This window comes from Sulfurovum sp., from assembly GCA_020525365.1.
Taxonomy (GTDB): Bacteria; Campylobacterota; Campylobacteria; order Campylobacterales; family Sulfurovaceae; genus Sulfurovum.
In genome coordinates this window covers 202,712-216,285 of record JAIZOF010000001.1, presented here as the reverse complement: position 1 = coordinate 216,285, position 13,574 = coordinate 202,712, and the positions used below count along the sequence as shown (strand labels likewise).

Sequence of the window (13,574 nt, the reverse complement as noted above, 5' to 3'; positions counted from 1 at the left end):
TTTTTCTTTTAGCCTCAAGACAGACAGCGTCTATTTGAACAAAAGCATCTTCCACAGTAAAGTATTCATCTTTTCCAATTTGGTCAAGCCCTACAGTTTTCTTCTGCTTGGAAATCTTTGCCCAACCTATTCTACATTGTAATTTCGGATCGCTAAGCTTCATTTTTTCATGCAGATGTAATGCTTGTTGCACTTTATTCCGAAATACAAAAGTAATATTTTGCTCAAACTCTCTTTGTAGCTGTTTTGATAATATGCCAAACTGCTCTATGCGATAGTATATAGTTCTAAGAAACTCTTCTTGGAGGCGTACAAATGTATGCTCTATCTCCTGAAGTTTTCTCTTTGGTGCATGTTGAAGCAATAGTGCTTGACTATGATTTAACTGTTGCTCTTTGTGTCCAATATGCTGTTGTATGGTTTGACCAAAACGCTCTGTTGTTTCATTGAGCACATAAAGCATTTCATTGCGATCAGGTAAAATCATCTCAATAGCAGCACTGGGGGTTGGGGCACGAAGATCGGCTACATAATCACTTATAAGTACATCAACCTCATGGCCCACAGCACTCACCACTGGTGTGTGTATTGCAAAGATTGCATCAGCAACACTCTCCTCATTAAATGCCCAAAGATCTTCTGTCGATCCACCACCACGTCCTACCACAATGATATCTGCACCAAGGCTATCTGCATAATATAGTCCATGTGAGATCTGTTCTGCTGCACTCTCTCCTTGCACCAATACATCAATCACAACTACCTCTACTAGTGGCCATCGTTTTTCAATAATCTTTATCATATCGTGTAACGCTGCACTCTCTTTGGCCGTAACCAATACAATCTTTCTAATCTTTTTTGGTAGAATCTTCTTCTGTTGCGTATCAAAATAGCCTTTTGATTTAAGCTTCTCTTTGAGTTGTTCAAAAGCCAGTGCCAAAGCCCCTTGTCCATACGGCTCTATCTTTACTGTCTGAAACTGGTATTCTCCTCTTGGTGTGTAGACACTCACAGATCCCTCTACAACAATATGCATCCCTTTTTCAATACGGAACTTCATTCGTGCCACAGAAGAACGCCACATAACACACTTAATGGTGCTTTTGTCATCTTTAATAGAAAAATAGAGATGCCCAGAGGTATGATAAGTTACCGATGCCACTTCTCCTTCGACAAGAATGTGCATAAAAGTGGTCTCAAGAAGAGATTTGATTTTGATATTCAGTGAAGAGACAGAGATCATCTGCAAGCAGTACTCCTCACTTATCGCTTTTGTGCAATGAGGAGTGTACTAATCCCCATGGAAAAACTTTTAATATATTTCATCTCAAAGCCTGCCTCTTCAAGCTCTTTGGAGAGCATCTCGGTAGACAGGAATTCTTCAATAGAGTCAGGCAGGTACTTATACGCTTCATAGTTCTTAGAAATGAAACCACCTATACGTGGAAGAATATTCTTCATTCCAAAATCAACCATCTTATTAACAAACCCTCGTCTCTCCTGTTTGGTAAATTCAAGAATAACCACTAATCCGCCAGACTTGAGAACCCGGTTAAATTCCTGAAGTGCTTCAACTCTGTCAACAACATTACGTATACCATAACTAATGGAGACAACATCGCTGCTTTCATCTTCTACAGGTAGTTCCTGAGCCTTCCCCACAACAAATTCAGCAAAATCAACCTTCTCTTTGGCAACACCAAGCATTCCTACTGAAGGATCAATACCGACATACTTCTCTATGACTACACCACTTTTTTGTGCTTGCTCTCTCCAGTAAATAAGCAAATCACCTGTTCCTGTTGCCACATCAGTAACTTGTCCCAACTGTTTTTTATCTAATATCTCAAAGGCTTTGTCGCAACCCTTTTTGCGCCACTGTATATCGATACCCATACTAAGCACACGGTTGGCTTTATCATAGGTTGATGCAATATCATCAAACATTTCTACAATTTTCTCTTGCTTTTTCTCTTTGTTGGTTAGTTTTTCAATCCCCACTTTGTCTACTCCATATCATCATGTCTACACCACTCTTTTGCTGATGCAGAAAGGTTAAGTTCATCTCAATATTATAGGATAAATCATTCGTAGAGAGCTTAGGTGTCTGATAGATTAACAGCCAGTCAATACGATCTTTCAGTACATTAAGCATCCCTTCTCCTCCCTCGACAAGTATAAAAGATGGTTTAGAGAGAAAAGAGAGATGATTGCTTATTGTCACATCTCTTTCTTTCACATCAAAAAGTGGAATGTTGCAATCAAACTGCTTTGTCCTGCTATAGATCACTACATCTGGTGCCATACCGTCTATGAAACGGCAGTCAAGTGTAGGTCTATCTCTTCTAACTGTCTCTCCACCAATCAATAGCTTACTACACACTTCACGTAGTCTATGCACATGTTTAAGAGAGCTATGAGAGCTCAAATATCCACCACCAATCCGTGCATTGGTAGTCTGAGCCAGCTTAAATAATATAAATGCTTGCTTCTGCCAAATAAAAAATGGCTCTATTAATGCCCTACACGCATCTTGAAGTATGCCCATGGTTACCTTTGTTGGGCTTGTTTCACTTTGTATGATGCTAACACCACCACCATGATCTTCTATTGGATCTTTAATACCAATCACAACCCGTTGCAACAAAAGTGACTGCAATAGGGATGCACAAGAAGGGGTTCTTCCCTTATGAGAACAGGGTTCTAATGTAATGTAAATAGTACATTGAGAAAAAAAACCTTGGGGAAGCTCACAAAGAAAATGGTGGGCTTTCTGTGCATCAAAACGATCAAAAGTAATCTGTCTACCTAAAAGGGTTTCATATGCACCAATAAGTGCCAACACCTCTGCATGAGAAGTACCTGCTTTCTGATGTGCTTCAACAGAGAGAATACGACCATTATGTACAACTATTGCGCCCACAGCAGGATTGGGGTAGGTTAGAAGTTGGTATTTCCAAGCTTCATCTAGGGCAAGTTGCATGTAGAATTCATCGGTCATTTTATTATCATACCTCCTTGCCAATACCTTTAAACTTCTTTACAAAATCAGCTATCTTCTGAAAAACACTTTATTTGTTACTTAAGTATTTGGTATTAAGTGGGCTCATCTTAGATAGTCAATCACCACTCCATATAGATCTTTACACTACCTAGCTGGTCATAACTATAGCTCTTATTACCCTCTTTTGTCTCTACCATGATACCGCTATCATCTGCTTCTATCAAAATACCTCTATTTTTACCGTCACCAAGAACTTTAAATTTTATCTTTTCGCCAATAGACTGCTTAAAATGTTTTATTTTCGTTAGTTTACGATCAATGCCTGGAGAGCTGACCTCCAAACGGTACTGCCCATGCATTGGTGGATTGACATCAAGAAATGGAGAGAGCTCACTAGAGATATCTGCACACAAATCAAGAGATACTCCGCCCTCTTTGGCAATAGAGATACGATAGATTGCCTCATCAAACTCTGTGACAGTCTCAATATCATAAAGATGTGCACCATTTGCCTCTACAATCTTTTCGATCTGCTCCTCAAGCTTCATCTGATTCCCCCACTTCTTTCTTGCATTGTGAAATCTGCTTAAAGAGCACTTCTATACGACTTTGCTTTTCGAGTTGCTCATCGAACTCAAAAGTGAAACGTGGTGCTTTGAACCATCCTTCGCTCTGTTTGCAATGGTTCTGGATGTATCCTGCTACAATACGAAGTTGCTTAAGTGCTTCACTCTGTTCCTGACTAGTCAAAAATGATTTATCCAGATAGACCTTGGCATCACTTCTTCCTTTGGAGCAGATTACATCGGTTACTAGTAGCGAGTTGATACGGCTATCATCAAGTGTTGCTAGTGCTTCAGGAATAACCTCTTTAAGTATTGACTCAACCCTATGGCGCTTAATCTCTTCTTGTGTCATCTTTGACTCCTCGTATCAATAAATATAGAATGATGCTAACACTATTGATTAAAGCGTCACTTGCTCCTCAACATCTTTAAAAGTCTCAATCACATCACCCTCTTTAATATCATTGAAATTCTCAAGCATGATACCACACTCATACCCATTTTTGACCTCTTTGGCATCTTCTGTATGACGTTTCAAAGAAGAGATGCTACTCTCATAAACCACTACACCGTTACGGATAAGTCTTGCTTTAGAATTACGTGTAATGACACCCTCTGTAACTTTAGATCCAGCAATTGTACCGACTTTTCCGACAATGAATGTTTCGCGAACTTCTGCCTGTCCGGTAATCTCTTCTTTGATGACAGGACTCATAAGTCCACCAAGTAGTGCTTTAACATCATCGATCAAATCATAAATGATATTATAGGTGCGAATATCGGCTCCTAGCTCTTTGGCTTTCTTTTTTACAGCTCCTATTGGTCTAACATTGAACCCTAGAATCACTGCATGTTCACTCGCATCTGCTAGTGTTACATCACTCTCAGTTACACCACCCACACCTTCATGGATAATATTAACCTTAACCTCTTCATTGCGCAACTTCTCAAGAGATCCTTTAATCGCCTCAAGTGATCCCTGTACATCAGTTTTGATGATAACTGGTAGTGCTTTGAGTTGTCCCTCAGCAATAAGCGCAGAGAGGTCTTCGAGTGATGCTTTGGTGCTCTTGGAGAGTTGCTTGGCTCTTTCATATGCCGCACGCTTCTCTGCAAGCTCACGTACTTCTCGTTCAGAATCCATTGCAACCAATACTTCACCTGCTCCTGGCACATCACTAAGCCCAACAACAGCTACTGGTGCACTTGGTAGTGCAGATTTAATATCATTTCCATTATCATCTTTAATAACCCTGACGCGTCCATATGTCTGTCCAACAATAACATTGTCGCCTACATTAAGTGTACCATTCTTAATAATGATATTTGCTACTGGTCCAAACCCTTTTTCAAGAGAACTTTCAACCACAACTGCCTTAGCCTTACGTGATGGATCTGCCTGTAGTTCCATCACTTCTGCTTGAAGTAAAATTGTCTCAAGTAGATTATCAATACCCTCTCCTGTATGGGCAGAAACTGGAATAAACTCATACTCTCCACCCCAATCAGTGGCCATCACATCAATCTCTGCAAGCTGAGACTTAACATTGTCAGGATTAGCAGCTGGTTTATCAATCTTGTTAATTGCAATGATCATTGGTACACCCGCTGCTTTTGTGTGAGAAATTGCCTCTTTGGTTTGAGGCATAACCCCATCATCAGCTGCAACAACAATAATGACAATATCGGTTGCTTGTGCTCCACGTGCACGCATTTCGGTGAAAGCCTCATGTCCTGGGGTATCCACAAATGTGATCTTCTTTCCATTTTTCTCAACCTGATAGGCACCTACATGCTGGGTAATTCCCCCTGCTTCCTTGTCTGCTACTTTGGCAGAACGAATCTTATCAAGCAGTGAAGTCTTACCATGATCAACATGTCCCATAATAGTAATAACCGGTGGACGTTCTTCGTATTTCTCATCTTCTATCGTATCGTATATGGAAACATAATCAAGCTCATCAAGTGGATTCATAGTTACCACTTCAACACCAAACTCTTCAGCAAGAATCTCAATCTCATCTTTACTAAGAAAGTCATTCTTTGTCACCATCATTCCTAGTGCAAATAGTACTTTGATTACATCGCCTGCAGTTTTGTCAATTTTCTCCGCAAACTCATAAACTCTTACATTTTCAGGTATCTCCACTGATGTAATTACATTAGTGTTTTCCTCTTTAGTATACTTTTTTCGTTTTCCGCCACGCTTGAGTGAACGTCTCTGCTGAGGGCGGAAGGGTTGCCTACCTTTGGTTGCTCCTCCCATAGAAAGTTCACGTTTCTTTGCTTCCTCTTTACGTTTCTGATCCTGACGCATCATCTCTTCATAGATATTCTTGTCAGAAAAGTCTAGTAGCACTACTTCTTCCTCACCAAAACCACTATCAATATCTCCACGCATACTATCATGATTTAAGATATCAATTTTTGTACCTGTATCTTTACGTTGAGCTGGACTCTTTTTAGTCTTCTTTTTTGTAGGGGTGGGTATTGCATCACTCATAGATATTTTACTGATTGCCCGAGCAGGTGAAGGTTTTGCCTTTCTAACAATCTTAATACTACTTTTTGAAAGTATTCTTTTCTTTGGTTGGTTGCCTTCAGTATTGTCTATCTTTGGCTCTTCTTTTCTCTTGCTCGAAATAGAAATACCTTTACGTTTTTTGGGCTCTTTTGGTATGGTTTTATCTTCCTCAATTACTTTTGAAGGTTCAACTTCAACATCCTCTTCAATAGACTCTACCTTAAGCTCGTCTGTTTTAGAAATAGGTTCTGTTTCCACATGCTCTTCTTTTTTGACAGCAGTAGCCTCTTTCTCTTCCTCTGGCTTCTTAAACCCTGCGGGCAAATTACCGCTCATGATATATTCTACAAGAATACCAGCATCACCAAAACTAATTGCACTATTAGCTGCTTTGACATTAAAGCCTAGCTCTTTTGCTTTTTCAATGAGATCACCGTTGGAGAGTCCCGCCTCCAATGCTACTTCCTGGATTTTAACTTTATCCATTATTTATTAACTCCTTCATTTGAGTGTGACATATCGCATGGACTGACCTGCTGAGCCACCTCTATCAATAGCTTAACAAAATGCTCTTCATTAAGTTTAAAACGTTTCATTAAGCCCTTGACCCTCTTTGTATTATTGATACATGTATTACATAGATAGAAACTCCTACCATATCCATTATATGCTATAACATCATTACCTTCCTGCTTTAATCTGATCAAAGTATGTTGAGGATATCTGCTTCGGCAAGCGATGCACATTCGTATAGGGTGTAATTTTTTCATGTGTATTATATCCAAAAGAGATTAAGAGCAGTCAGCTCTTACTGATAACCCCATAATTATCAAACATAAGAGTAAAGACACGAAATTGCGGGAAGCAATTTTGTAGGGTAGAATGAATGCTCTGTGCATCTTTCTCGTAAACCAAATTAAAAAAAGTTGAGCCTGATCCAGAAAGTGTGCTCATAATTGCTCCATGCTTTAGTGCTATTTTCTGTACTTCAAAGAGCTCAGGCATAATCTTCATACGACGTATCTGATGTAGCTTATCTTTAGAGGCAATCCGTAGCAAATCCCATGACTCACTCATGAAGAGTGCCGTCATATAGGCAGCCCTTGAAAGAGAATAGACCATCTCCTCTTTATGGTACACCTTAGGTAGTATTGTACGTGACCTAGCCGTAGAAATAGTACGATTAGGAATGACAACAACTGCTTTGAGATAATTCGGTAATCTTCTTTTTTTACTGTAAACACGCTCACCTTCGACGCATGCAACATTGAAGCCACCCATTACAGCTGGAGTAATATTGTCAGGATGGTGCTCATAACGAAGTGCTTGATTAAGAATCTCTCGCTTGTTATAGTGTATTCCTGCTGCCATATAGGCTGCACTAAGGGCAGAAACAATAACTGCCGAAGAGCTACCAAGACCACGAGAGATAGGTATACGATTGGTAAACTCAAAGCGAAAGTTATCCAATCTTTGTGTGAGGCGCTCATAGTTCTCATTAAAAATATTCAAAAAGAGTGTATTCTTTCTAATTCTTGGATTACTAGAACCTTCACCTTTCGTAGAGAGACTGGAGAATTTTGAAGGCTTTATAATAATCTCATTGCGCAAATCAACTGCTAGTCCTAGCGTATCAAACCCTGGACCGAGGTTTGCTGAAGTAGCTGGTACACTTACAAACATAGTGACTTCTTCCGTTAAACAGCCGGTAACAGATACTCAGGGGTTGACTCTTCATCTATCGCAAGATCTTGAATACTATGAGGTAATGCAAAGCATGTATTGACCGGCTCTTCTAATTTTTTTGTCATTATAGTCTCTTTTTCCTTGATAAAGTAAAGGCTACCAATTGCCTTGATGGGCTTCCCTCCATTAAGAGAGAAAGCACTACATCCTCTAATTTGAATACCTCGTAAAATTTCAATAGTCTTTAGTGTGATATAAGTAAGCTTGGTCGCCATATAGGAGCCTGGTTCTCGAGTATAGATAATCTCTTTAACATTATATTGTTTAAAAATTCCATTTAGAAGAGGGAGGAGTATTTCTGATGTTTTCTTGTTACTACTGTGTGCTTGAACCAGTCTGTTATTTTCATATACCCCGACCATTAGCGGTGAGGCGATAGAGATAATTAAAAGAGTAACTTTAGGCAAAACTTTTCGCAAAGTCTCTACTTTGTAGCATTTCAACTGCTACTATCTCATAATTTTTACTATCTGAAAGCAACTTAGAGACAAGTCGGTAATTGAGATTGTGGCTTCCTGCAAATGACCTATACTGACCAAGAATATTGTGTCCAGAAACCATCATATCTCCCATGGCATCAAGAATCTTATGACGTACAAATTCATTCTCAAAACGCAATCCTTCAGGGTTTAGCACTTTATGGTCATCAAGTCCAATAGCATTCTGTAAGTTGGCACCAAGTGCTAAATTTTGACTTTGAAGGTACTGAATATCTTTAGCAAACCCAAATGTCCTTGCACGTGCAATCTCTTCAATAAAGTTATGTGTACTAAACTTTAAACAATACTTCTGCTCTCCAATCACAGGATGATCAAAGTCAATCTTAAAATCAAATTCTGCACTCTCATTTGGAGAGAGCTGAACACACTTCTGCCCCTCTTGTACCTCTACACTCTTTTTAACACAAATCACTTTTTTAGGAGCATGTTGCATTGCAATACCTGCTTCATCAAGCAACAAACAGAAGGAAATTGCCGAACCATCCATAATAGGCATCTCATTACCATCAATAATGATGCGAAGATTGTCAATCCCGTAAGCATACAGTGCAGAGAGAAAATGTTCAATCGTGGAGATAAATCCTTTTTCATTTCCAATTACAGTTGCCATACGGGTATCAATTACAGAAGCGGGAGAAAGAGGGACAGAAAGAGCAAGGTCTTCTCGATAAAAGACAATACCGGCATCTACATCTAACGGTTCGAGGCGTAACTTGATTGGTTCACCCTTATGCAAACCAATACCAACCACTTCGATAGGCTTCTGGATTGTGCGCTGTTGCATGCCACTCTCCCTTTAAAATTTATACAATTTGAAAATTATACTATAGAATATTAAATATATCCTTATCATATATAAATAGTTTTTATTTATTATTAATACTTTTTGTATCTAAATTACTTTAGAGATTTTATTCAGAAGCAATCATTCGATCTGCTTTCTTGAAGATATTATCTATAAATACAGTAATCCATTTTTGATCAGTCCACTCAACTGGTCTTACCTCTATTCCTTGTATCAAAATGCCAAAATGCAGATGGTCTCCCAAAGCAAGACCGCTTACTCCTGTCTTGGCTATTACCTCTTTAGCGTAAACCTCATCACCCTCTTCGACCATAATCTGTGAACAGTGTCCATAAAGTGTGTAGAGCCCTAGTCCGTGATCAATCATTGGCATATTTCCATAAATACCATTCGTATTTGCAAAAACAACCTTTCCTGAATTAGAAGTAACAATATCTGCCATTTTTGTGCTGGCAAAATCATTCCCTACGTGGTAGGATTCAGAAATAATATTATTCTTATTACCATAGTAATAGTATCGATGATCCCCATAACTACCAACCTTTTTTCTATTTTTAAGAGGATAGAAACGTTTCACTTTCCAATGGTCAATCATCTTATTTGATATGTATTTACTCAGCCGATGTATTAGTGCCTCATTGTTTTCTCGCATTGTTTCATTAATTGCTTTGAGTCTTTGAAGTCTATCGGTAATACCAGCATATTTTGGATTGCTAAGAGAAAGATCAGCAATCTTTCCATCAATAAACTTGTTAGTTGCACGAATTTTAGAGACCTTATATCTTATATTAACATGATAGAAGGGAATAGGGACTTCTTTTTTATTCCCAGCTTTATCTGTTGCTACAACCTTTGCATCAAAATTCTTATCTGTAAACGGCCAAGCAAGTAGTGTCGCATAATACCCTTCTTTTTTATATGGCTGTACTTTAAAAGTGTGTCCATTTGCTAGTACATACACTTTGTCTAGATTTTTATCTTCTGCTCGAAAGACCACCAGTGCACTTCCACCTTGATTGATTGTGCGAGAGTTGGCAATCACCCTAACATTGGGGCGCTTGTAATCTATATTGATATCAATCTTCTTTGTTGCAGTATTGTGCCACACGCTATTGTCAGTGATGTTAACTGTCATAATAAAGTGTTTAGATTTGATATCAAGCACCTTACTTTTGGCAGGATATTTTACTAGGATTGTCTGTTTTTTTGGATATCCTTCCAATTGTCCTTGTCCAATAATTTCGGACCTTTTCCCATCACTTAGTATCAACTTATAACTTTTCAAACCAATATTATCTCTAAATGTAATTTGGATAGAGTCTTTATAGTTCCAAAAAAGATGTGCTTCACTCTCAATAATAGGCTTTTCTCTTTCAAATTCTGGCATAGTATAAAGATATTTTATACCAATCACTATACCAATTAGAAAAAGTAAAAAAAGTATTAATTTATCTTTTTGCTTCACTTTTTTTCTTCTAGTCATCTATCAATCCTAATATAGAAATTTCTTCTAAAATTGTATCAATAGTTTCTTGCATTTGCATATCTTTCAATATAAAACCAGCTGCCACCTTGTGTCCCCCGCCTCCAAACCGTCCTGCCACTTTTGCTACATCTGCCCTCTTGCTACGAAGAGATACGCGTAGTGTCCCATCTGCAAGTCCAATCAGCAGTACTGCTATTTCCACTACAGCCAATGAGCAGGCATAATCAACAAGACCATCCATATCTGACATTATCGAACCTGTTGCTTCAATATCTTCGGGGGTAACCTGCAACAGTGCCACCCTTCCATCTCGATAGAGAGAGAGTGAATGTAGTGCCCGCTCAAGAATACGCAAAGAGGCAAGAGAACGGCGCTGTGTAAAATTTGTAGCAATCCAAACAGGATCTGCACCAAGACCAATTAATTCCTGGGCAACCTGAAACACCTCTTCATCTACTGCTGTTGTGGTAAAATAAAGTGTATCAGAAAGAAGTGCCGCATAAAAACAGGTGGCACTCTCTGCTGTAATAGGGTAGATGGGTTTAAAGAGATGATAAGCCACCTGTGATGCAGAGGCATACCCTCCATAGACTACATTAACTGTTCCATACATCTTATTACTTGCATGATGATCGATGTTGATAATCTCACGATCTTGAAGATCAAAACCAAAACGATCTATACTACCACAGTCACAGCCTATAATTAGACTCTCTTTAAACTCAATCTTCTGTTTAATGCGTGCAAAAAAAGGAAGAAAATCAAGATGGCTAGGCAATATCTCAGAGGCATTGACAATCTCAACATGCTTGGAAGTATAATGCTTCAATAATGCATAGATTCCCAAGCCTGTTCCTAGCGTATCAGCATCAGGATTGAGATGTGTCACAATTGAAATACTTTGTGCTATCTCAATTCTCTTTTTTACCTCTTCAGTAGGAAACTGTACTGTGTACATTATTCAACTTTCATAGAGAGATCAATCCAATTAGCTTGATGAATAATTGACCCAGAGCTAATAGCATCAACTCCTGTTTGTGCAATTGATTTGATTGTCTTAAGTGTAACATTTCCACTTGCTTCTACAAGTATGTGTGGGTAATGTGCATTACGATAAGCAACTACCTCTGTAATCTCTTCCAATGACATATTGTCACACATGATAATCTCTACACCTGCTATCATGGCACGCTTGGCCGTCTCAAAATTTTCACACTCAATCTCTATTTTTGAGGTAAATGGGATCTTCTTTCTAGCCTTCTGTATAAATATACCAAGATCATTAATAGTCTTGAGGTGTGTATCTTTGAGCATCAAGCAATCATCAAGCCCCATACGATGATTAAGTCCACCACCACAACAAACAGCATATTTCTCAAATTCTCGCAGTAATGGTCGTGTCTTGCGTGTATCAAGCAATTTAACCTCTGTGCCTTCAAGCATTTTCACATAATGGCTTGTTAGGGTTGCAATAGAGCTTGCGTGCAGAACAATATTGAGAATAGAACGCTCTAATGATAGTAAAATTTTGGAATCACCACTAATATAAAGTAATTTTTCGCTCTCTTTGAAAGATGAACCATCTTCGACCTTCCACGTCAAAGAAAAATTATACATCTTTGCTAAGACTTCAATATACTCTTGTCCACCAAATACACCATTGCTTTTGGCAATAATATAGGCACGAATATTTGAGCTCTCACTAATGCGTGCAAAAAGGTCACCTCTACCTATGTCCTCTTCAACTACCTGCTTAATAAACTCTTTTTTTTGCATTATCTTCGCCCTTCATTTTGGTACACAAAAGTACATAATCTTACAATAAAAGCTTTTCACCAAAATCTTACTAATACCCTTTGTCTAATTGCTTATTTGATTGCCAGCATTCTCTCTAGTGCTAAATTGGCATACTTTGCCGTATGTTGATCAACATGAATCTCATTTATGGGTTCCTTGTTCTCTATTGACTTGAGCGTATTATAGAGATCTTCGAGTGTCGTCTCATTCATAGTCGGACACTCTGGTTTAGTCGAAGAGAGCACGTAGGTGTTCCCCTGACGCATACGATTGACAAGATTATATTCTGTACCTATAGCCACTTTTTGTTCAGGATCAAGTGCATTAACATACTTGATTAACTGAGAGGTTGAACCGATAAAATCTGCTATTTGTACTACTTGAGGGTCACACTCTGGATGTACAGCAATCTTGATGCCTGAATATTTGTTACGATAAAATTCAATATCATTTACTGTGAAAAGTTGATGCACGGAACAGAACCCATTAAAACAGATAATATCTGCCTCCTTTGGGTCACACTCTCCTTCTCCGATAACACAAGATCTCAATCCCATCTGGATAGCAAAGTTCTGTCCTAGGCAACGATCAGGAACAAAAAGTATCTTTTTCTCTGACTCTAATCCTTTTTCAATAATCTTAAAAGCATTGGATGAAGTACAGACATAACCACCCATCTCTCCAACCTTTGCTTTAACAGTTGCATCAGAATTAATATAAGTGATAGGAAGAATATTATCTTTGGCTATGCCATGTTCAACCATATAGTTCACGCTATCATCAAAATAACTCCCATCAATCATCCTCGCCATCGCACAACAGGCAATCTTTGGCATTAAAACACGCTTTTGTGGTGCAATTACCTTAACGCTCTGCCCCATGAAACCGACACCACAAAAAACCACCCAAGGATTACTATCAGCCTTACAGCGACGTGCAAGCTCTAGTGAATCACCAGTGATATCTGCTACTTCAAAGACTTCATCGCGCTGGTAGTAGTGTGCCACTACTGTCACATTTAAATCTTTTTTAAGTCTCTCAATTTCTACCTTAAAATCAATACTCATACCGTATATCTCGTATGTCCTTTCTTAATGAAGTCTGGCTATTTTAACAAAATTCGGATAAAATTGCACCACAAATCAA

At 38.6% G+C, this 13,574-nt stretch carries 14 protein-coding genes; all 14 read right to left on the bottom strand.

The window, feature by feature from the left end; translation table 11 throughout:
- A partial coding sequence (gene xseA / locus LGB01_01100) for an exodeoxyribonuclease VII large subunit (protein MCB4752824.1) occupies nt 1-1,243 on the bottom strand: 1,243 nt, incomplete at its 3' end.
- A 20-nt stretch (nt 1,244-1,263) separates the two neighbouring features.
- A complete protein-coding gene (ubiE, locus tag LGB01_01095; GenBank protein MCB4752823.1) occupies nt 1,264-2,001 on the bottom strand; it encodes a bifunctional demethylmenaquinone methyltransferase/2-methoxy-6-polyprenyl-1,4-benzoquinol methylase UbiE in 738 nt (245 codons plus the stop codon).
- Complete coding sequence (gene ribD, locus LGB01_01090; protein MCB4752822.1) at nt 1,991-3,001, bottom strand: bifunctional diaminohydroxyphosphoribosylaminopyrimidine deaminase/5-amino-6-(5-phosphoribosylamino)uracil reductase RibD; 1,011 nt, start codon at nt 2,999-3,001, stop codon at nt 1,991-1,993. The genes ubiE and ribD overlap by 11 nt, the downstream gene beginning before the upstream one ends.
- Before the next feature lie 122 nt (nt 3,002-3,123).
- Nucleotides 3,124-3,552, bottom strand: a complete 429-nt coding sequence (gene rimP / locus LGB01_01085) for a ribosome maturation factor RimP (protein ID MCB4752821.1) — start codon at nt 3,550-3,552, stop codon at nt 3,124-3,126.
- Nucleotides 3,542-3,922 (bottom strand): 30S ribosome-binding factor RbfA, encoded by a 381-nt coding sequence (rbfA, locus tag LGB01_01080; GenBank protein ID MCB4752820.1) that lies wholly within the window; start codon nt 3,920-3,922, stop codon nt 3,542-3,544. The genes rimP and rbfA overlap by 11 nt, the downstream gene beginning before the upstream one ends.
- Nucleotides 3,923-3,970: 48 nt before the next feature.
- A complete protein-coding gene (gene infB, locus LGB01_01075; GenBank protein ID MCB4752819.1) occupies nt 3,971-6,580 on the bottom strand; it encodes a translation initiation factor IF-2 in 2,610 nt (869 codons plus the stop codon).
- Nucleotides 6,580-6,840, bottom strand: a complete 261-nt coding sequence (locus tag LGB01_01070) for a DUF448 domain-containing protein (GenBank protein ID MCB4752818.1) — start codon at nt 6,838-6,840, stop codon at nt 6,580-6,582. Before LGB01_01070 ends, infB begins: the two co-directional genes overlap by 1 nt.
- A gap of 55 nt (nt 6,841-6,895) precedes the next feature.
- The gene (thrB, locus tag LGB01_01065; GenBank protein MCB4752817.1) at nt 6,896-7,777 is read right to left on the bottom strand and encodes a homoserine kinase; all 882 of its coding nucleotides are present in this window, start codon (nt 7,775-7,777) and stop codon (nt 6,896-6,898) included.
- Between the two features lie 14 nt (nt 7,778-7,791).
- Nucleotides 7,792-8,259 (bottom strand): hypothetical protein, encoded by a 468-nt coding sequence (locus tag LGB01_01060; protein ID MCB4752816.1) that lies wholly within the window; start codon nt 8,257-8,259, stop codon nt 7,792-7,794.
- A complete protein-coding gene (lpxC, locus tag LGB01_01055) occupies nt 8,240-9,124 on the bottom strand; it encodes a UDP-3-O-acyl-N-acetylglucosamine deacetylase (GenBank protein ID MCB4752815.1) in 885 nt (294 codons plus the stop codon). The genes LGB01_01060 and lpxC overlap by 20 nt, the downstream gene beginning before the upstream one ends.
- A 127-nt stretch (nt 9,125-9,251) precedes the next feature.
- Complete coding sequence (locus LGB01_01050; protein ID MCB4752814.1) at nt 9,252-10,628, bottom strand: M23 family metallopeptidase; 1,377 nt, start codon at nt 10,626-10,628, stop codon at nt 9,252-9,254.
- Nucleotides 10,621-11,589, bottom strand: a complete 969-nt coding sequence (locus LGB01_01045; protein ID MCB4752813.1) for a DHH family phosphoesterase — start codon at nt 11,587-11,589, stop codon at nt 10,621-10,623. Before LGB01_01045 ends, LGB01_01050 begins: the two co-directional genes overlap by 8 nt.
- Nucleotides 11,589-12,407 carry a carboxylating nicotinate-nucleotide diphosphorylase gene (gene nadC, locus LGB01_01040; protein ID MCB4752812.1) on the bottom strand — a complete coding sequence of 273 codons (819 nt, stop codon included), beginning with the start codon at nt 12,405-12,407 and terminating at the stop codon, nt 11,589-11,591. Before nadC ends, LGB01_01045 begins: the two co-directional genes overlap by 1 nt.
- A gap of 92 nt (nt 12,408-12,499) precedes the next feature.
- Entirely contained in the window at nt 12,500-13,495 is a 996-nt protein-coding gene (nadA, locus tag LGB01_01035; protein MCB4752811.1) for a quinolinate synthase NadA, read from the bottom strand.
- Nucleotides 13,496-13,574: the final 79 nt, after the last annotated feature.

Excerpts from the sequence above, each read along its gene's own strand:
- LGB01_01045 (MCB4752813.1), bottom strand. The coding sequence starts at position 11,589 with ATGTACACAGTACAGTTTCCTACTGAAGAGGTAAAAAAGAGAATTGAG.
- lpxC (MCB4752815.1), bottom strand. The coding sequence starts at position 9,124 with ATGCAACAGCGCACAATCCAGAAGCCTATCGAAGTGGTTGGTATTGGT.
- LGB01_01050 (MCB4752814.1), bottom strand. The coding sequence starts at position 10,628 with ATGACTAGAAGAAAAAAAGTGAAGCAAAAAGATAAATTAATACTTTTT.
- ribD (MCB4752822.1), bottom strand. The coding sequence starts at position 3,001 with ATGACCGATGAATTCTACATGCAACTTGCCCTAGATGAAGCTTGGAAA.
- rimP (MCB4752821.1), bottom strand. The coding sequence starts at position 3,552 with ATGAAGCTTGAGGAGCAGATCGAAAAGATTGTAGAGGCAAATGGTGCA.
- thrB (MCB4752817.1), bottom strand. The coding sequence starts at position 7,777 with ATGTTTGTAAGTGTACCAGCTACTTCAGCAAACCTCGGTCCAGGGTTT.
- infB (MCB4752819.1), bottom strand. The coding sequence starts at position 6,580 with ATGGATAAAGTTAAAATCCAGGAAGTAGCATTGGAGGCGGGACTCTCC.
- nadC (MCB4752812.1), bottom strand. The coding sequence starts at position 12,407 with ATGCAAAAAAAAGAGTTTATTAAGCAGGTAGTTGAAGAGGACATAGGT.
- rbfA (MCB4752820.1), bottom strand. The coding sequence starts at position 3,922 with ATGACACAAGAAGAGATTAAGCGCCATAGGGTTGAGTCAATACTTAAA.
- nadA (MCB4752811.1), bottom strand. The coding sequence starts at position 13,495 with ATGAGTATTGATTTTAAGGTAGAAATTGAGAGACTTAAAAAAGATTTA.
- LGB01_01070 (MCB4752818.1), bottom strand. The coding sequence starts at position 6,840 with ATGTGCATCGCTTGCCGAAGCAGATATCCTCAACATACTTTGATCAGA.